The sequence below is a fragment of the Pseudomonas sp. 7-41 genome (genome assembly GCF_021233075.1).
GTDB classification, from domain to species: Bacteria; Pseudomonadota; Gammaproteobacteria; order Pseudomonadales; family Pseudomonadaceae; genus Aquipseudomonas; species Aquipseudomonas veronii.
The window spans coordinates 4,309,540-4,326,895 of record NZ_CP089551.1; the positions used below are offsets into that span (position 1 = coordinate 4,309,540).

Genomic DNA, 17,356 nt, shown 5'->3' on the forward strand with positions numbered 1-17,356 from the left:
GATGCGAGCCAAAAAGGCGGCAAATAGGGATCTGCCGCCAAGAATGATTCGGCGTGTACGCACGCTGAAAGGCGGCAAAGAGTGGGTTGGGTACTACTACGACGGGAGGAACGAAGACGGGAAGCGGATAGAAATCCCGCTCGGGGGTGACTTGGATATCGCCAAGGCTGAATGGGCAAAGCTCGACTGCAAGCCAGTACCGAAGAAGAACGCCCTGCTGGGCCAGGTGTTTGATCGGTACGAGCGGGAGGTCATCCCGGGAAAGGCGCCAAAGACGCAGAGCGACAACCTGCTGAGCCTGAAGCAACTACGCAAAGCGTTCACCGACGCCCCTATTGATGCCGTGACGCCGCAGGTCATAGCCCAATATCGGGATAGACGGAGCGCCAAGGTGAGAGCCAACCGGGAGATCTCCCTGCTTTCACACATCTATAACATCGCACGCGAGTGGGGGATCACCGAGAGCAACCCGGCCGCCGGCGTGCGAAAGAACAAGGAAGTGCCGCGGGACTTTTACGCAACCGAGGAAATCTGGAGCGCCGTGTATGCGGTCGCGACCTCGGAGTTGCGCGACGCCATGGACCTGGCTTATTTGACTGGCCAGCGCCCGGCGGACGTACTTTCGATGCGGGAAGCAGACGCGGTTAACGAGTTCCTGCAGGTTGCCCAGGGCAAGACTTCCAAAAAGCTACGAATCCGCCTGACTGCCGCCGGAGTTTTGAATGACTTAGGCGCACTGGTGGAGCGGTTGATAGAGCAGAGGCGTTCCCGCGGCGTGCGGAGCCCGTACCTGATTGTCACTGAGGATGGGCGGCAGGTGACCAAGCCGATGCTGCGGCTGCGCTTTGACGATGCCAGGAACCGGGCGATTGCGACAGCTCGCGAGAAAGGAGACGGGATTCTCGCTGCGAGCATTCGCCAGTTCCAATTCCGGGACATCCGACCGAAAGCCGCCAGCGAGATCCTCGACCTGGGCGATGCCAGCCGCCTCCTGGGCCACACGGACAAGCGCATCACGGAGACGGTCTACAGGCGCGTTGGCGAGATCGTGAAGCCGACTCGTTGATCTCGAATCTGGCAGAGTTGCGGAAACCGCCTGAAATGATGCGGAAACGATCAGATGTTTCACTGCCGACATTCCCAAACCCCAGAAACGCAAAAGCCCCGCTAGCGCGGGGCTTTCGTGTAAATCTTGGCGGGAAACCAGGGATTCGAACCCTGGGAACGCTATTAACGTTCGCCGGTTTTCAAGACCGGTGCATTCAACCACTCTGCCAATTTCCCTTTTGCATCACAGGATTATAGCAGCCCATCCTGTCTCAGCGGGCGCCATAATACCCGAATGAAACACACTGTCAAACTCTCGCCATCGCTTGTTACAGAGCGTCTGTTATGATCTTTGCGACTGAACGTTTCAAAACCGAAGGAGTGTCGCCATGCGCGAACAGAATTACGCAGTGAATGGTAACGCGCAGGCTGAGCAGCTTGAAGTCAGCCGCGTCTTGCGCAACACCTATGGCTTGCTCGCCCTTACCCTCGCATTCAGCGGCGTGATGGCGTTCATGGCGCAGCAGATGCACGTCGGCTACCCGAATGTCTTTGTCGTGTTGATCGGCTTCTACGGTCTGTTCTTCCTGACCAACAAGCTGCGTGACTCGGCCTGGGGCCTGGTGTCGGCGTTTGCCTTGACCGGTTTCATGGGCTTTATCCTCGGCCCGATCCTTAACCGTTACCTCGGCATGGCCGGCGGCGCGGAAGTGGTCAGCTCGGCGTTTGCCATGACAGCCCTGGTGTTTGGTGGTTTGTCGGCGTATGTGCTGATCACCCGCAAGGACATGAGTTTCCTGGGTGGCTTCATCACCGCCGGCTTCTTCGTGTTGCTGGGGGCAGTGGTCGCTGGCATGTTCTTCCAGATCAGCGGTCTGCAGTTGGCGATCAGCGCAGGTTTTGTGCTGTTCTCCTCCGTGTGCATCCTGTTCCAGACCAGCGCCATCATCCACGGCGGTGAGCGCAACTACATCATGGCGACCATCAGCCTGTATGTGTCGATCTACAACCTGTTCATCAGCCTGTTGCAGATCTTCGGCATCATGAGCCGCGACGACTGATTGCCAACAGTATAAAAAATGCCCCGTATCGCAAGATACGGGGCATTTTTGTTTCAGGGCGCTTTGTTCAGGGCTCAGTACTGGTTGGGCTCCATCTCCAGATCGACCTTGAAACGCTGGGCAATATCCTGCTGGATACGTAGCGCCAGGTTGGCAATGTCATGCCCGGTGGCGCCGCCGTAGTTAACCAGCACCAATGCCTGCATCTTATGCACGCCGGCATCTCCATCACGAAAGCCCTTCCAACCGGCCTTGTCGATCAACCAGCCGGCAGCGAGTTTCATCTGCCCGTCGGCCTGGGGATAGGCCACCAAGTCCGGATACAAGCCCTGCAGCTCGGCGGCCAGCGCCTGGGACACCAATGGGTTTTTGAAGAAGCTGCCGGCATTGCCCAGTTCTGCGGGGTCCGGCAGTTTTTCCCGACGGATGCCGCAGATCGCCCGGCTGACATCGCTCGGGGTGGCGTCGGTAATCCCCTGCCCGGCCAGGCGCTGTTGCACGGGGCCGTAGTCGAGCTTGAGGTGGCTGACGCGGCTCAGGGCAAACCGCACCCGCAGGATCAGCCAACGTCCGGTTTCGTGTTTGAACAGGCTGTCCCGGTAGGCGAAGTTGCATTCTTCCAGGCTGAAATCACGTAACTCGCCGGTCTGGCGATCCAGGGCCGTCAAGCCGGCGAACACATCCTTGATCTCCACACCGTAGGCGCCGATGTTTTGCATCGGTGCGGCGCCCACGGTGCCCGGGATCAGGCTGAGGTTTTCGAGGCCGCAGAAGCCATGTTCCAGGGTCCACAGTACGAACGGGTGCCAGGCTTCGCCCGCTTCGGCCTCGACCACCACATGCTGGCCGTCATCCTGCAGCACCCGAATACCCTGGGTCGCCATGCGCAATACCAGGGCCGGAATGTCCCGGGTCAGCAGCAGGTTGCTGCCACCACCGATCACCAGCAGCGGTACTGCCTGGGCGGCGGCATAGGCCAGGGCCTCGCGAACATCCGCGTCGCTGTGGGCCTCGGCGAAGAGCTGGGCACGCACGTCGATGCCGAAGCTGTTGAATGGCTTGAGCGATACTTGCGCAAGCACTTGCAAGGTCATAACCGCCCCTTCAATTCGATCACCAATAAATCACAGGCTCGTTCGATCAGGTCCAGGACCCGCTCAAAGCCTTGTTCGCCTTCGTAGTAAGGGTCTGGCACCTCGTCCACTTCAGAGTCGTAGCGGCGCAGGAACAGGTCGAGCTCGGCCTTGCCCTGCCCCGGCTGCATCGCTTTGAGGTTACGCAGGTTGCTGTGGTCCATGGCCAGGATCAGGTCGTAACGCGCAAAGTCGGCGCGGGAGACCTGCTGCGCACGCTGGGCCGACAGATCGTAACCGCGCTGCTGCGCTGCCTGTTGGCTGCGTGAGTCCGGTGGGTTGCCGATATGCCATTCCCCCGTGCCGGCGGACGCCACGTCGACCTGGCCAGCCAAACCCGCTTCGCGCAATTTATGGCGCAATACGCCTTCAGCGGTGGGCGAGCGGCAGATGTTGCCCAGGCAGACAAACAGAACCTCCATCAGGCCCCCAGCAGGCGGCGGACGCGCTCGAGGTCTTCGTGGGTGTCAACACCCGCAGGCGGTGCTTCCAGAGCATCGCCGACATGGATACGCACGCCGTGCCACAGGGCACGCAGTTGTTCCAGGGATTCGGTGTTTTCCAGCCAGCACGGGCCCCAACTGACGAAGTCATGCAGGAAACCGGCACGGTAGGCATAGATACCGATGTGACGGCGGTACGGCACGCCTTCTGGCAACCGGTCAGGATGCCTGGCAAAAGCATCCCGCGCCCAGGGCAACGTCGAGCGGCTGAATGTCAGCGCCAGGCCGTTGATGTCGCTGACCACCTTGACCACGTTCGGGTTGAACAGCGTTTCAATGTCTTCGATGGGCTCGGCCAGGGTCGCCATGCGCGCTTCGCCATGGGCCGCCAGGTTCGCGGCCACCTGGTCGATCACGCGCGGCGGGATCAACGGCTCGTCACCTTGCACATTGACCACGATGGCATCAGGCGCCAGGCCAAGTTGTGTGGCCACTTCGGCCAGGCGGTCGGTGCCGGAATTATGGTCTTCGCGGGTCAGTACCGCTTCGGCACCGAAGGTTTTGCACGCATCGATAATGCGCGGATCATCGGTGGCCACCACCACGCGTTCGGCGCTGCTTTTGCAGGCCTGTTCCCACACCAGCTGAATCATCGGCTTGTTGCCGATCAGTTGCAGCGGTTTACCCGGCAAGCGGGTCGAGGCGTAGCGCGATGGAATGACAACGGTAAAGGCTGTAGTCATTTATCCAGGCGCTCGTCGGTGGTCAGCGTGCGGGCTTCGCTTTCCAGCATCACCGGGATGCCATCACGGATCGGGTAAGCCAGGCCGGCGCCTTTGCTGATCAGTTCGGTCTTGTCCGCGCTGAGCTTGAGTGGGCCTTTGCAGATCGGGCAAGCGAGGATGTCGAGCAGTTTGGTGTCCATGAGTGTTTCCTGGAATGAAGCGTTTAAGGCAAGAGACGGGCGGGCAACAGACGCATCAGTTGCATGTCGAACCAGGCGACAAACGCTGGCGACGGCACCGCATCCACCGCAAGGTACCACCAGTCGGACTGGGCAAAGGCGCGGCACTTCACCGCGTCCTTCTCGGTCATGACCAGCGGCAATGATGGCGTGAAATTCAAGACTTCCGCGCTGTAGGACGCATGGTCGGCAAAAGCATGGGGTATCGGCTGCCAGTGTAGCGTTTCAAGGGTGTTGAAGAAACGTTGCGGGTTGCCGATACCGGCGACCGCATGCACCTGCTGGCCCGCCGGGAAGTAATCGACCGGCTGGCGTTCGCCGGTTTGCAAGTTGACCAACGCCGTGGGCAGCAGACGAAAGGCGAAACCATCTTCGCGATCGGCCGCGGCGCCATTATAGAGCAGCGCATCCACGCTCTTCAGGCGCTCCGCCGGTTCGCGCAACGGCCCGGCAGGCAGGCAGCGGCGATTGCCCAGGCCCCGGGCGGCGTCGATCAGCACCAACTCAAGGTCGCGAGCCAGGCGGTAATGCTGCAGGCCGTCGTCGGAGAGGATCAGGTCCAGGGTTTCGCTGGCCAGCAGCGTCTTCACTGCGCGGCTGCGATCGGGGTCGATCATCAAGGGGACGCCGCAGCGCTGCACGATCAGCAAGGGTTCATCGCCAGCCACTTCAGCAGCGTGGCCGGCCTCGACCCGCCACGGCAACTGCGGTGGCTTCGCGCCATACCCGCGACTGACCACGCCCACACGCAAACCTCTGCGCTGGCAATGCTCGATCAACCACAGGATCAACGGCGTCTTGCCAGTCCCGCCCACGGTGATATTGCCGACCACCACCACCGGCACCGGCGATTGGTAGATCTCGCCCTCGCCCGCCAGGAAGCGCGCGCGCTTGCGCTGCACCACCGCGCGATACAGCGACTCCAGCGGCCGCAGCAACGTCAGCGCCGGATGGCCTTCGTACCAGGCCTTGAGCAAGCGATCGGACATGGCCATCAGGGTTGGCTCACCGCCTCGACGGTGCTCATGCGCAAGTGGCTGAACCCCAGCTTGCCGGCAGCGTCCATCGCGGTAATGACAGCCTGGTGCTGGGTCTTGCCATCAGCACTGATCGACAGCGGCATCTTGGTATCGCCACCGGACTCTTTCTGCAGGGCTTCCATCAGGCTGTTGAGGTCGTTCTTCTCGAGCAACTGGTTATTCACCGAAAACACGCCGTCGGCACTGATGGCGATATCCAGTTGCTTGACCTCCTGGTCCTCGGCCGGCGAGCCGCTGACCGCTTCCGGCAAATCGACCCGCAGCTGGGTCTGCCGCGTAAAGGTGGTGGTCACGACAAAAAACAGCAGCAGGATAAACACCACGTCGATCAGCGACGCGAGGTTGATATCAACATTTTCCCGTTGCTTGCGGCGAAATTTCACGCTTTGTCCCCGACCAAGTCCACGTCACGGTCGCCCTGCACCACTTCCACCAGTTTGATGGCTTCCTGCTCCATGCCGACCACCAACTCATCGATCCGGCGTTGCAGGAAACGGTGGAAGAACACCGAGGGAATACCGACCATCAGGCCCGCTGCCGTGGTGATCAGGGCCTTGGAGATACCACCGGCCAGCACCGCGGCGTTGGTGCTCATGCCCGAGCCCATGAACGAGCTGAAAATATCGATCATGCCCAGTACCGTGCCCAGCAGGCCGAGCAACGGTGCCATGGCGGCGATGGTGCCGAGGGCGTTGATATAACGCTCCAGCTCATGGATGACCCGCGCCGCAGCCTCTTCGATGCACTCTTTCATGATCTCGCGACCATGCTTGGAGTTGGCCAGCCCGGCCGCGAGGATTTCACCCAGGGGTGAATTGGCACGCAGTTCCTTGAGTTTCTGCTTGTCGAGCTGCTTGTTCTTGATCCAGCCCCAGACCTGCCCCAGCAGATGCTCGGGCGTGACACGGCTGGCGCGCAAGGTCCACAGGCGTTCGGCAACGATGCCGAGTGCGGCGATGGAGCTCAAGATGATCGGCAACATCATCCAGCCGCCGGATTTGACCAATTCCCACACAGTGAATGTCCCCTCGAAAAAGTGCGCCACTTTACCATATAGGTCAGGCAGCGGGGCTCGTCGACCCACGACCCGCCGATCACAGGCTTCGGCCATTGGTAACGTGCGGTTACGGTAGCGCTTCTCGCCAGAAGCGGCGTTGACTGCGCGCAACAATCGGTGGCGCGAAGGCGCCCAATCGCAAACGTACCGCGCCCTGTTCGGCGCTGTCATACACCTGCGCTCCCAACGCTTGATAGCGCTCCACCACTTGTGGATGAGGATGACCGAACGCATTGCCGCGCCCTCGGGAAATCAGCACCGACTTCGGCGCCAGCCGCTGCAGAAACGGCCAGGATGACGAACTGCGGCTACCATGGTGAGGGGCTTGCAGCCAATCGGTCGGCACCGCCAGGGTCGAGGCCAGAAACGCCTGCTCTGCGGCGCGATCGATATCGCCGGTGAGCAGCAGGCGCTCGCCATTGGCCTGTACGTGCAATACACAGGATTTGGGGTTGCCATCAACTGCGTCTGGCCATTGCCACAATTCAAAGGACACGCCGTCCCACGCCCATTGTTCACCGCTGATACAAGGCTGAGTGTCGAGAAGCGCCGGCAACCCTTCGGTTTCGCCACCGACGACCCGTTTGATCGACAGCCCACGGGCGACAGCCGCCGCACCGCCGGCATGATCGGCATCGGCATGGCTCAGTAACATCATGTCCAGAGCGTCTACCCCAAGCCTCTTCAGCGACGGCAACACCACCCGCGCGCCGAGATCGACCGCCCCGGAGCGCGGGCCGGCATCGTAGAGCAAGGTGTGATGGCGGGTGCGCAGGATCAACGCCAGCCCCTGCCCGACATCCAACTGCAGTACGTCCACCTGCCCGTGGGGCACCGGCTCGCGCGGCGGGAACACCGCCAACAACAGCATCGGCCAGCCGAGCAACCGAAACGGCACACCCTTGGGCAGCAACAGCAACACCGCACCGACCAGGCTAACCAGCCAATAGCCCATGGGCACCTCGGCCGGTATCCACGCGGGCAATTGCCCCGCCAGCAGCGCCAGGGCGTTGAACAAGCCGTCCAGCGCCCCACCCGCCAGCCACAACAAGCCCGCGCCCACGAACGGCACCGCCAGCAATGCCGTCCCGAGCAGGGCCAGGGGCAACACCACCAGGCTGATCCACGGCACCGCAAATAGATTGGCCAGCGGCGCACTGAGGCTGATGGGCAAACCCAGCACCAGCAACACCGGGAAAAGACCGATGGCTATCAACCATTGCGGGCGGGTCCATGCCTGCCAAGCACTCCAGCGGCCTAACCGACCGCCGAACGTCAGCCCCAGTACCGCCACGGCCGCAAAGGACAACCAGAACCCCGGCTGCAAGCTGGCCAACGGCTCAAGGATCAGCACACCATTGAACGCCAGCAACAGCGGCCACCAGATGCCCAGATGACGGAAACGCAAACGCCACAGCAACACCAGCCCCACCATTACACAGGCGCGCTGCACCGGCACGCCGAACCCCGCCAGCAGGCCGTACCCCAACGCCGCGGTAAACGCCAGGCCACATGCCCACGGCAGCCACGGCCAGGTGCGCGGCCAGCAGCCGTAGCGCGCCAAAGCGGCGACGAGCGCATAGATCAACCCCGCCAACAGGCCAATGTGCTGGCCGGAAATGACCAGCAAATGCACCGTGCCGGTGTCCTGCAAGACACGCCAGTCGTCGGCCGTCAGCCCAGAGCCGTCCCCCAGCACCAGGGCCGCCAGCCCCGCCTCGCGCCCTTGGGCGTCCACCGCCATCAAGCGCTGACGGACCGCGTCGCGCCAAGCATTGCGGGCCGGCGCCAGGCGTTCGCCGTCCTTTACCGAGCCGGTGGCACCGATGCGCTGGGCGAGCAGCCAGGCTTCATGGTCGACGCCATGGAAGTTGAGCAGGCCCGACGGACGTTTAAGCGTCACCGCGAGGCGCCAACGCTCACCGCTGCGTACCGGTGGGCCACCGTGCCAGTACAGCCGAATGCGCGCGGGCAAGCGGGCGTTGCGCGACCGGCTGTCGCTCAGTTCGAAACGCACGCCGCTGTCAGTCTGCTGCGGCAACCCGCTCACACGCCCCTCCAGCCAACGCGTCTGGCCGTCGAGCGGCGGACGCAAGCGGTCATCCAGCGCCCACTGCGCGCTCACACATGCCCAACACAAGCCGAACAGGAAAAACGCCAGCGGATAAGTGCGAAACGGCAGCAGCATCAACGCCACCACTGCCAGCGCCAACAGCATCCCGGCGGGCGGCAGTGCGGGTAGAAATCGCAGCGCAAGCAGCCCGAGTGCAAGCGCGAACATCCCTGTCCTCATGGATCATTCCTTTGACGTGATCCATTCAGTCTTAGCTGCCCCCCGGCCGCAGCCTATGATGTTTTGTCACAAAGTCTGAATTTTCTGTTTATAGAATGCGCGCATACTTGCCCCTCGACTTGATCTGGACCCCTTATGCCCCGGCGCTTATTCAAACGGTACATGCCCGACCCCACCAGTATCAGGGAACACAAGTCATTACAGTTTCTGGGTACCTTGCTGCATGACCCGAACCTCTGGCACCTGAATCGGCACTCGGTAGCCCGCGCCATGGCGGTAGGCCTGTTTGCGGCGTTTATCCCGATCCCCTTGCAGATGCTCTTGGCGGCGGTGCTGGCGATCACGGTGCGGGGCAATATGCCGATTGCCATCAGCCTGGTGTGGCTGACCAACCCGATCACCATGCCAGTGGTGTTCCTGTGTACCTACATGACCGGCGCCTGGCTGATGAACGTGCCGGCGCGCAGCCTGCCCGACGACCTGACGTGGGAGTGGATCAGCGGTCAGTTGAGCACGCTGTGGCAGCCGTTCCTGCTCGGCTCGCTGGTACTGGGTGTGGTGTTGGGCGCGCTGGCCTATTGCCTGACCATGGGTTATTGGCGCTGGTGGGTCGCGCACCAATGGAATAAACGCAAACTGCGTCGCGCTTGAGCCCTAGGCTGCGCACAAACGCAGATGCACACGCAAGCCCTGGCCGGTATTCTCCGCCCACAAGCTGCCGTCCTGACGTTGCACCGCATTGCGCGCGATGCTCAACCCCAGCCCGAAGCCACCGTCGCCAGGCCGTGAGCCGTCCAGGCGGAAGAACGGCGCGAAGATCCGCTCCAGATCGCGTTCATCAATACCCCCGCCCTGATCCTCCAGCCATAGGTGCCAATATGCGCCATCACGGCGCCCATCGAGGCTGACGACACCGCCCGCAGGTGAATGCCGTATGGCGTTGCGCAGGATATTTTCCAGCGCCTGGGCCAGGGCGTTCAGATTGCCGCGTACCCAACAGTCCGGCCCCAGCCGGCATGGCAGCCGCGAGGCTGGCCAATCGCTTTCGAAACAGGCGTTGTCCTTGAGCATGTCCCACAACGCCTGAACCTGAATGTCTTCGACAGGCAGCGGCGTCCGCTCGGTGTCCAACCAGGCCAATTGCAGGCTGTCCTCGACCAGGCGCTGCATGACGTCGATCTCCCGCCCCAGCCGTTCACGCAGTTGCGCCAGATCCTGCTCGCTGTCACAGGCCACGCGTAAACGGCTGAGGGGGGTGCGCAGTTCATGGGACATGTCCCGCAACAGCTGTTGCTGCAATACCACCGTGCCCTGCAACCGCTCGGACATATGGTCAAAGGCCCGCCCCAGCTCGCCCAACTCATCCTGGCGGCTGGTGGCATCGTGGGACAGCCGCGTGTTCAATTGATCGGCACGCCAGGCGTTGGCCTGCTCGCGCAATTGATTGAGCGGCATGATCAGCAGCCGGTACAGGCCGATGCACAACAACAGGGTAAACAGACCGGGAATCACGCCATTGGTCACCACCCGCCAGAACAGTTGGTAGCGCCCCGGCATAAAGCGCTGGGGCAACTCGATCACCAACGAGCCGACACTGGGGTCCAGGGGAAACGGGATTTTCAACCATGGCAGGCCTTTGGCGTGGCGGCTGACCGGCCAGTCCAGGCCGCGCAGAAAAGTCAGGCGCTGGCTTTCCTTGTCGGTCAACGGCGTGCTGGCGAGGGATTGCAGGTCGTTGCCGATCACGCCGATCCAGGTGCGCTCACGCGCAGCCATCAGTTGCAACCAGGCGTCCACGCCGTCAGCGCCCTGGGTACTCCAGGCCAACTCCGCTCCCGCCGCATAACCGCTGAGAATCTCGCGGGAGGTGTCGGACAGATAAGCGTTCTGCTGCTCCATGTACCGGCCCCAGGACCAACTGAGCCAGATCATCAACAAGCAGAAGGCAATCAGCAGGCAGGCCAACTTCCAGAATAACGAGTGCCTGCCCGGCAGACGTTTCAACCCCCCCTCAAAGGCCGTCATCGTGACCACTCAACACATAGCCCTTACCCCAGACGGTACGCACTTCACGCTCGCTATAGCCGATGGTCTTGAGTTTGCGGCGAATCTGGCTGATATGCATATCGAGGCTGCGGTCATGGGGCGCATAACCGCGCTGCAGCACGTGCTGATAAAGGAAGGCTTTGCTCAGCACTTCCTCGCCGTTGTTGTGCAAGGTCTGCAGCAGGCGGTACTCGCTGCGGGTCAGCCCGGCCCACTGCTGCTGGTAGAAGATGTCGGACAGTTCATCATCAAAGCGCAGGCTCCGGGCGTCGTCGCGCGCGGGCGGCAAACTCAGCGGCGGACGGCGATCCAGGGCCACCCGGCGCAGGATGGCTTCAATACGCACGCGCAACTCGATCATGCTGAACGGCTTGGGCAGGTAGTCGTCCGCACCCAGGCGAAAGCCGTTCACGCGATCGGCTTCGGCGCCCAGGGCCGACACCAGGATCACCGGGACCGCATGGCTCTGGCGCAGATGCGTGAGGATCGACAGCCCGTCCAGCCCCGGCAGCAGAATATCCATCAACACCACGTCGAAGACGTGCTCGCGGGCCATCTGCAGGCCTTGCTGGCCGTTCCGGCACCACGTGACCTGAAAGCCACAGCGCCCCAGATGCTCGTGGACATAGGCGCCCAGCACGGGGTCATCTTCGATGGTCAGGATACTGGGTAGACCAACTTCCACGGGATTCATTAGCGCCTGCAAGTCATTCTCAATCACTGATTATTCAAGATTCCCCCGCGCCAGGCAATCGCCACGTCGCGCCAAATGGCCCGAAGATTGCCTGCTGTCATTAATTTGCAAGATTCCACGCCGCGCAAATGGCTACACTGCGCAGGGGTGCGGGCCGGATGCCTGCACGGGCGATCGATCACAACGTGGTAGCAGGAGAGTGGCGTGCTTAGAAGAATGGGGATAAAAGGCCGCGTACTGTTGCTGACCTTATTACCGACCAGTCTGATGGCCTTGTTGTTGGGCGGCTATTTCACCTGGATGCAGCTCTCGGAGTTGCAATCCCAGTTGCTGCAACGTGGCGAAATGATCGCCGAGCAGTTGGCCCCACTGGTGGCTCCGGCGCTGAGCAGCAAGAACGCCGACCTGCTCGAACGCATCGCCACCCAATCCCTGGAACAACAGGACGTGCGCGCCGTTTCCTTCCTCGCGCCGGACCGCTCGTCGATGGCCCACGCCGGCCCGACCATGCTCAACCAGCCGCCGGTGGGTAACAGCTCGCACCTGTTGCAGCGCACCGGTAACGACGCCACGCGCTATCTGCTGCCGGTGTTTGGCCGTCATCGCAACCTTGCCGGCGAGCTGATTCCCGATGAATCCGACCGCTTGCTTGGCTGGGTCGAGGTGGAACTGTCCCACAACGGCATGTTGCTGCGCGGTTATCGCAGCCTGTTCGCCAGCCTGCTGCTGATCGCCATCGGCCTGATCTGCACGGCAACCTTGGCCCTGCGCATCAGCCGCACCATCAATTCGCCGATCGGCCAGATCAAGCAAGCCGTGGCCCAACTCAAGGACGGCAACCTGGAAACCCGCTTGCCGGCGCTGGGCAGCCAGGAGCTGGATCAACTTGCCTCAGGCATCAACCGCATGGCCGAGACCCTGCAGAACGCCCGGGAAGAACTGCAGCACAGCATCGACCAGGCCACCGAAGACGTGCGCCAGAACCTGGAAACCATCGAGATCCAGAACATCGAGCTGGACCTGGCGCGCAAGGAAGCCCTGGAGGCCAGTCGCATCAAGTCGGAGTTCCTGGCGAATATGAGCCACGAGATCCGCACCCCGCTCAACGGCATCCTCGGTTTCACCCATCTGCTGCAAAAAAGCGAGCTGACACCGCGTCAGCTGGATTACCTGGGCACCATCGAAAAGTCCGCCGATAACCTGCTGGGCATCATCAACGAGATCCTCGATTTCTCGAAAATCGAAGCCGGCAAGCTGGTACTCGACAGCGTGCCCTTCAACCTGCGTGACCTGCTGCAAGACACCCTGACCATCCTCGCCCCCGCCGCCCATGCCAAACAGCTGGAACTGGTGAGCCTGGTGTACCGCGACACGCCGCTGGCATTGGTGGGTGACCCGCTGCGCCTCAAGCAGATCCTGACCAACCTGATCAGCAATGCGATCAAGTTCACCCGCGAAGGCACCATCGTGGCCCGGGCGATGATCGAGGATGAACAAGAAGACAGTGTGCAACTGCGCATCAGCGTGCAGGACACCGGCATCGGCCTGTCCAACCAGGACGTGCGCGCGCTGTTCCAGGCGTTCAGCCAGGCCGACAACTCGCTGTCGCGCCAACCGGGCGGCACCGGCCTGGGCCTGGTGATTTCCAAGCGCTTGATCGAGCAGATGGGCGGCGAAATCGGCGTCGACAGCACACCGGGCGAAGGCTCGGAATTCTGGATCAGCCTGAACCTGCCCAAGACCCGCGACGACGTCGAAGACCTGCCCTGCGCGCCGCTGCTCGGCCGCCGCGTGGCCGTGCTGGAAAACCACGAACTGGCGCGCCAGGCCTTGCAACACCAGCTCGAAGACTGTGGCCTGGATGTCACGCCGTTCAATACCCTGGAAAGCCTGACCAACGGCATCACCGGCGCGCATCAGACCGAACAGGCGATCGACCTGGCGGTACTCGGCGTCACCGCCAATGACCTCCCGCCCGAGCGCCTCAACCAGCATCTGTGGGACCTCGAACACCTGGGCTGCAAGGTGCTGGTGCTGTGCCCGACCACCGAGCAAATGCTGTTCAGCCCGTCGGTGCCCAACCCCAACAGCCAGTTGCAGGCCAAGCCCGCGTGTACGCGCAAGCTGCGCCGCGCCCTGACCGACCTGATCAGCCCGCGCCCCACGCGCTGCGAACCGGGTGAACCGTTGTCCAGCCGCGCGCCGCGGGTGCTCTGCGTGGATGACAACCCGGCGAACCTGTTGCTGGTGCAAACCCTGCTGGAAGACATGGGCGCCAAGGTCCAGGCCGTGGAAAGCGGCTATGCGGCCATCAATGCCGTCCAGCAGGAAACCTTCGACCTGGTGCTGATGGACGTGCAGATGCCCGGCATGGACGGGCGTCAAAGCACCGAGGCGATTCGCCAGTGGGAAAGCGAGCGCCACGGCACACCGCTGCCGGTGGTGGCCCTCACCGCCCACGCCATGGCCAACGAAAAGCGTGCGCTGCTGCAAAGCGGCATGGACGACTACCTGACCAAACCCATCAGCGAACGGCAATTGGCCCAGGTGGTGCTGAAATGGACCGGCCTGGCCCTGCGCAACCAAGGGCCGGAGCGCCCGACCGAAGGCCTCGGCCCAGGCGTGCGATTGCTGGTGCTGGACCACGAGGAAGGACTGCGGCTGGCCGCGGGCAAGGCGGACCTGGCGGCGGACATGCTCGCCATGTTGCTCGCCTCCCTCGAAGCCGACCGCCTGGCCATTACCCTCGCCCGGGAGGCCAATGACAACCATGCCTTGATCGAACGCGTCCATCGCCTGCACGGCGCCACCCGCTACTGCGGCGTACCGCAACTGCGCGCCGCCTGCCAACGCGCCGAAACCCTGCTCAAGCAGGACGACGCCAAGGCCATGGCCGCGCTGGACGAGCTGGACATGGCCATTGCCCGGTTGGCCAGTGAAGCGCGGGTCAGCGCCTGAGATTTTTTTACAACGCCGGGCCCGATCCCACAGGGTCCGCGTTACCAAAACGTACATTGCAGGGAGCTTTTTCATGCGCGTCATTCTTTTCAGCAGCCAGACCTACGACCGCGACAGTTTTCTCGGCGTGTCGCTGCCGCCCGGCCTGGAACTGCAATTCCAGCCCGCCCGGCTCACCCTCGACACCGTGGCCCTGGCCGAACGCCACGAAGTGGTCTGCGCGTTTATCAACGATGACCTCAGCGCGCCCGTGCTCGAGCACCTGGCCACGGGCGGAACCCGCCTGATCGCGCTGCGCTCGGCCGGTTACAACCATGTCGACCTCGCCGCCGCCAAGCGCCTGGGCCTGACCATCGTGCGTGTGCCCGCCTACTCGCCTCATGCCGTCGCCGAACACGCCGTGGCACTGATTCTCGCCCTGAACCGGCGCCTGCACCGTGCCTACAACCGCACCCGCGAGGGCGATTTCAGCCTGCATGGCCTGACCGGCTTCGACCTTGTCGGCAAGACCGTCGGCGTGGTCGGCACCGGGCAGATCGGCGCCACCTTCGCCAAGATCATGGCCGGTTTCGGCTGCCACCTGCTGGCCTACGACCCGTTCCCCAACCCGCTGGTCCAAGCGCTCGGTGCGCGCTATGTGAGCCTGCCCGAGCTGCTGGCCGAAGCGCAGATCATCAGCCTGCACTGCCCGCTCACCACCGACAGCAAGCACCTGATCAACGCCCGCTCCCTGGCGCAGATGCAGCCCGGCGCGATGCTGATCAACACCGGGCGCGGTGGCCTGGTGGACACCCCCGCGCTGATCGAAGCGCTCAAGGACGGCCAACTCGGCTACCTGGGGCTGGATGTGTATGAAGAAGAAGCCCAGCTGTTTTTCGAGGACCGCTCCGACCTGCCCCTGCAGGACGACGTGCTCGCGCGCCTGCTGACGTTCCCCAACGTGATCATCACCGCGCACCAGGCATTTCTCACCCGCGAGGCCCTGGCGGCGATCGCCGAGACCACCCTGGCCAACATTGCGGCCTGGGCCGATGGCCGGGCGCAGAATCGTGTCGACGGATGATCAGCGGTCACATACCAGGCGCATGATCCGCAGGCGCGCGTGCTAGGATGCCGCGCCTATTTGGAGGAACCATGGCCGAACACGATTTCCGCTTCAGCTTGCTGAGCCCGCAACACACCCTGATCGAATGCCGCGCCCTGGTGCCGGGCCGCTATCAGGTCACCGGCAACGGTGGTTCGATCAAGCATGGCGACGTACTGATCGTCACCCTGCGCGGCAGTAAAACCCTGTCGATGCGCCTCACCGTCGAAGGCGACGCGCGCTACTCCATCCGCCCGGCAGGTCAGTGGGTCGCCATGGCCCAGGGGCCGAAGTTCGGCGAGCTGGAGATTCACACCTGGAACGTCAACTGCGACAGCTGCGAGGCCGTGCTGGAGTTTGAATTCGCGGTGGAAACCAAGCTGACCAAGGAACCGCTGCAACCGGCCGCCAATGCGCGCATTGCCGAGTTGGGCTGGGCCAGCGAAGGCGCCAAGCACCGCTGCCCGAAATGCCAGAAGGCCGCGCAATGAAAGGCCTGCTTCTGCTGGCCGCCGTCGGTGCCGGCCTGATGGGCTGCGCCGGTGATGCGGCAAAGCTCGAGCGGGATCACAGCTACGTGGTGGAATGGATCGGTGAGCGGCCGCTGATGGATTACGCGCACCTGAGTGTCACCTTGGGCGCCGATGGGCGCGCCTACGGCAACGGCGGGTGCAACCACTGGTTTGCACCGTACACCGTCGAGGGCGACAAACTCAGCTTCGGCAAGATCGGCAGTACGCGCAAACTCTGCGGCGACGCCCTGATGGAGCAGGAACACCGCTTCTTCCAGGCCCTGCAAGGCGTTGAGCGCTGGGACATCTCGCCGATCGAGCAGACCCGCTTCTGGCCGGCCGAAGGCAAGCCCATTCGCCTGTGGCTGGAAGAAGGCTGATAGCAGGCTCAATGGGATCTAACTGTGGGAGGGGGCTTGCTCCCGATTGCGCTATGTCAGTACCGAATATGCTGGCTGACACACCGCTATCGGGAGCAAGCCCCCTCCCATATGTTCAACCGCGCAGGGCCTTGAGCTTGGCCAACACGCCTTGTGCCGTCTGTTCGCCCATCAACTGCTCACGCACCTTGCCCTTGTCGTCGATGATGTAAGTCACCGGCAACGCTTCGCTGCGTGGAATATCAAAGATCCCGTCCGGGTTCTGCGCAAGCACGGTGAACTTGATGCCCAGCTTGTCACTGGCTTCCTTCAGTTCCGCGCCCTGCACATTGTCGAAATTGACCCCGAACACGCCGACGTTCTGCCCTTTGAGCTGTTCAGCCAAGGCATTGAGCTCCGGGATCTCCGTGCGGCACGGGCCACACCATTCCGCCCAGTAGTTGACCACCAGCCATTGCTTGTCCAGGCGTTCGGCCGCCACTTTCTGGCCATATTGGTCAACGCCGTAGTCATTACCGCAGCCGCTGAGCAGCAGGGTTGTGATGATCGCCAATGCACCGATCAGTCGCCTTGTCATGGGGTAATCCTTCGCAAAAATGAACGTTGGCTGCGACGGATCGCCTCTTACGGTTTAAGGACCGGGC

18 protein-coding genes and 1 tRNA gene are annotated in these 17,356 nt (G+C 62.6%); 7 read left to right on the forward strand and 12 right to left on the reverse strand.

Annotation, left to right across the window (positions count from 1 at the left end; all coding sequences use genetic code 11):
• Position 1: 1 nt before the first annotated feature.
• The gene (locus LQ249_RS19295) at positions 2–1,066 is read left to right on the forward strand and encodes a tyrosine-type recombinase/integrase (RefSeq protein ID WP_046382929.1); all 1,065 of its coding nucleotides are present in this window, start codon (positions 2–4) and stop codon (positions 1,064–1,066) included.
• Positions 1,067–1,193: 127 nt separating this feature from the next.
• On the opposite strand, the gene LQ249_RS19300 is transcribed toward LQ249_RS19295, so the two are convergent.
• Positions 1,194–1,284, reverse strand: a tRNA-Ser gene (locus tag LQ249_RS19300).
• A gap of 152 nt (positions 1,285–1,436) precedes the next feature.
• Between LQ249_RS19300 and LQ249_RS19305 the strand changes: the two genes are divergently transcribed.
• Positions 1,437–2,108 (forward strand): Bax inhibitor-1/YccA family protein, encoded by a 672-nt coding sequence (locus LQ249_RS19305; RefSeq protein ID WP_057004407.1) that lies wholly within the window; start codon positions 1,437–1,439, stop codon positions 2,106–2,108.
• A 74-nt stretch (positions 2,109–2,182) separates the two neighbouring features.
• On the opposite strand, the gene murB is transcribed toward LQ249_RS19305, so the two are convergent.
• The 8 genes from murB to LQ249_RS19345 form a co-directional block, all read right to left on the reverse strand.
• Positions 2,183–3,202: a UDP-N-acetylmuramate dehydrogenase gene (gene murB / locus LQ249_RS19310; protein ID WP_017848009.1), complete on the reverse strand. Its 1,020-nt coding sequence runs from the start codon at positions 3,200–3,202 to the stop codon at positions 2,183–2,185.
• Positions 3,199–3,663, reverse strand: a complete 465-nt coding sequence (locus LQ249_RS19315) for a low molecular weight protein-tyrosine-phosphatase (protein WP_108525115.1) — start codon at positions 3,661–3,663, stop codon at positions 3,199–3,201. Before LQ249_RS19315 ends, murB begins: the two co-directional genes overlap by 4 nt.
• Positions 3,663–4,427, reverse strand: a complete 765-nt coding sequence (kdsB, locus tag LQ249_RS19320) for a 3-deoxy-manno-octulosonate cytidylyltransferase (protein ID WP_017848011.1) — start codon at positions 4,425–4,427, stop codon at positions 3,663–3,665. Before kdsB ends, LQ249_RS19315 begins: the two co-directional genes overlap by 1 nt.
• Entirely contained in the window at positions 4,424–4,609 is a 186-nt protein-coding gene (locus LQ249_RS19325; RefSeq protein ID WP_003174668.1) for a Trm112 family protein, read from the reverse strand. Before LQ249_RS19325 ends, kdsB begins: the two co-directional genes overlap by 4 nt.
• Positions 4,610–4,632: 23 nt before the next feature.
• Positions 4,633–5,643: a tetraacyldisaccharide 4'-kinase gene (gene lpxK / locus LQ249_RS19330; protein WP_046382926.1), complete on the reverse strand. Its 1,011-nt coding sequence runs from the start codon at positions 5,641–5,643 to the stop codon at positions 4,633–4,635.
• Positions 5,643–6,071: an ExbD/TolR family protein gene (locus LQ249_RS19335; RefSeq protein WP_046382925.1), complete on the reverse strand. Its 429-nt coding sequence runs from the start codon at positions 6,069–6,071 to the stop codon at positions 5,643–5,645. The genes lpxK and LQ249_RS19335 overlap by 1 nt, the downstream gene beginning before the upstream one ends.
• Positions 6,068–6,703, reverse strand: a complete 636-nt coding sequence (locus LQ249_RS19340) for a MotA/TolQ/ExbB proton channel family protein (protein ID WP_046382924.1) — start codon at positions 6,701–6,703, stop codon at positions 6,068–6,070. The genes LQ249_RS19335 and LQ249_RS19340 overlap by 4 nt, the downstream gene beginning before the upstream one ends.
• A gap of 109 nt (positions 6,704–6,812) precedes the next feature.
• The gene (locus tag LQ249_RS19345; protein ID WP_232565816.1) at positions 6,813–9,026 is read right to left on the reverse strand and encodes a DNA internalization-related competence protein ComEC/Rec2; all 2,214 of its coding nucleotides are present in this window, start codon (positions 9,024–9,026) and stop codon (positions 6,813–6,815) included.
• A 147-nt stretch (positions 9,027–9,173) separates the two neighbouring features.
• Here LQ249_RS19345 and LQ249_RS19350 point away from each other — a divergent pair, with 147 nt between their 5' ends.
• Entirely contained in the window at positions 9,174–9,689 is a 516-nt protein-coding gene (locus LQ249_RS19350) for a DUF2062 domain-containing protein (protein ID WP_017848016.1), read from the forward strand.
• 3 nt (positions 9,690–9,692) lie between these two features.
• Here LQ249_RS19350 and LQ249_RS19355 read toward each other — a convergent pair whose 3' ends face one another.
• Positions 9,693–11,063, reverse strand: a complete 1,371-nt coding sequence (locus LQ249_RS19355; RefSeq protein ID WP_232565817.1) for a sensor histidine kinase — start codon at positions 11,061–11,063, stop codon at positions 9,693–9,695.
• Complete coding sequence (locus LQ249_RS19360; RefSeq protein ID WP_057004412.1) at positions 11,050–11,778, reverse strand: response regulator transcription factor; 729 nt, start codon at positions 11,776–11,778, stop codon at positions 11,050–11,052. Before LQ249_RS19360 ends, LQ249_RS19355 begins: the two co-directional genes overlap by 14 nt.
• A gap of 204 nt (positions 11,779–11,982) precedes the next feature.
• Between LQ249_RS19360 and LQ249_RS19365 the strand changes: the two genes are divergently transcribed.
• The 4 genes from LQ249_RS19365 to LQ249_RS19380 all read left to right on the forward strand — a co-directional run bounded on the left by LQ249_RS19365 (position 11,983) and on the right by LQ249_RS19380 (position 16,712).
• Positions 11,983–14,736 carry a response regulator gene (locus tag LQ249_RS19365; RefSeq protein ID WP_046382920.1) on the forward strand — a complete coding sequence of 918 codons (2,754 nt, stop codon included), beginning with the start codon at positions 11,983–11,985 and terminating at the stop codon, positions 14,734–14,736.
• Positions 14,737–14,809: 73 nt separating this feature from the next.
• Complete coding sequence (locus tag LQ249_RS19370; RefSeq protein WP_057004413.1) at positions 14,810–15,799, forward strand: 2-hydroxyacid dehydrogenase; 990 nt, start codon at positions 14,810–14,812, stop codon at positions 15,797–15,799.
• A gap of 71 nt (positions 15,800–15,870) precedes the next feature.
• On the forward strand, positions 15,871–16,311 hold the full coding sequence (locus tag LQ249_RS19375; RefSeq protein ID WP_169881558.1) for a hypothetical protein: 441 nt from the start codon (positions 15,871–15,873) through the stop codon (positions 16,309–16,311).
• Positions 16,308–16,712: an META domain-containing protein gene (locus LQ249_RS19380; protein ID WP_057004414.1), complete on the forward strand. Its 405-nt coding sequence runs from the start codon at positions 16,308–16,310 to the stop codon at positions 16,710–16,712. The genes LQ249_RS19375 and LQ249_RS19380 overlap by 4 nt, the downstream gene beginning before the upstream one ends.
• 115 nt (positions 16,713–16,827) lie before the next feature.
• Here LQ249_RS19380 and LQ249_RS19385 read toward each other — a convergent pair whose 3' ends face one another.
• Entirely contained in the window at positions 16,828–17,289 is a 462-nt protein-coding gene (locus tag LQ249_RS19385) for a TlpA disulfide reductase family protein (RefSeq protein ID WP_017848023.1), read from the reverse strand.
• Between the last annotated feature and the right edge of the window lie 67 nt (positions 17,290–17,356).

Bases quoted from the DNA above. Each gene is read 5' to 3' on its own strand.
- LQ249_RS19295 (WP_046382929.1), top strand. From the start codon at position 2: ATGCGAGCCAAAAAGGCGGCAAATAGGGATCTGCCGCCAAGAATGATT.
- LQ249_RS19385 (WP_017848023.1), bottom strand. From the start codon at position 17,289: ATGACAAGGCGACTGATCGGTGCATTGGCGATCATCACAACCCTGCTG.
- LQ249_RS19375 (WP_169881558.1), top strand. From the start codon at position 15,871: ATGGCCGAACACGATTTCCGCTTCAGCTTGCTGAGCCCGCAACACACC.
- LQ249_RS19345 (WP_232565816.1), bottom strand. From the start codon at position 9,026: ATGTTCGCGCTTGCACTCGGGCTGCTTGCGCTGCGATTTCTACCCGCA.
- lpxK (WP_046382926.1), bottom strand. From the start codon at position 5,643: ATGGCCATGTCCGATCGCTTGCTCAAGGCCTGGTACGAAGGCCATCCG.
- LQ249_RS19380 (WP_057004414.1), top strand. From the start codon at position 16,308: ATGAAAGGCCTGCTTCTGCTGGCCGCCGTCGGTGCCGGCCTGATGGGC.
- LQ249_RS19360 (WP_057004412.1), bottom strand. From the start codon at position 11,778: ATGAATCCCGTGGAAGTTGGTCTACCCAGTATCCTGACCATCGAAGAT.
- LQ249_RS19315 (WP_108525115.1), bottom strand. From the start codon at position 3,663: ATGGAGGTTCTGTTTGTCTGCCTGGGCAACATCTGCCGCTCGCCCACC.
- LQ249_RS19350 (WP_017848016.1), top strand. From the start codon at position 9,174: ATGCCCCGGCGCTTATTCAAACGGTACATGCCCGACCCCACCAGTATC.
- LQ249_RS19370 (WP_057004413.1), top strand. From the start codon at position 14,810: ATGCGCGTCATTCTTTTCAGCAGCCAGACCTACGACCGCGACAGTTTT.
- LQ249_RS19355 (WP_232565817.1), bottom strand. From the start codon at position 11,063: ATGACGGCCTTTGAGGGGGGGTTGAAACGTCTGCCGGGCAGGCACTCG.
- LQ249_RS19325 (WP_003174668.1), bottom strand. From the start codon at position 4,609: ATGGACACCAAACTGCTCGACATCCTCGCTTGCCCGATCTGCAAAGGC.
- kdsB (WP_017848011.1), bottom strand. From the start codon at position 4,427: ATGACTACAGCCTTTACCGTTGTCATTCCATCGCGCTACGCCTCGACC.
- LQ249_RS19305 (WP_057004407.1), top strand. From the start codon at position 1,437: ATGCGCGAACAGAATTACGCAGTGAATGGTAACGCGCAGGCTGAGCAG.
- murB (WP_017848009.1), bottom strand. From the start codon at position 3,202: ATGACCTTGCAAGTGCTTGCGCAAGTATCGCTCAAGCCATTCAACAGC.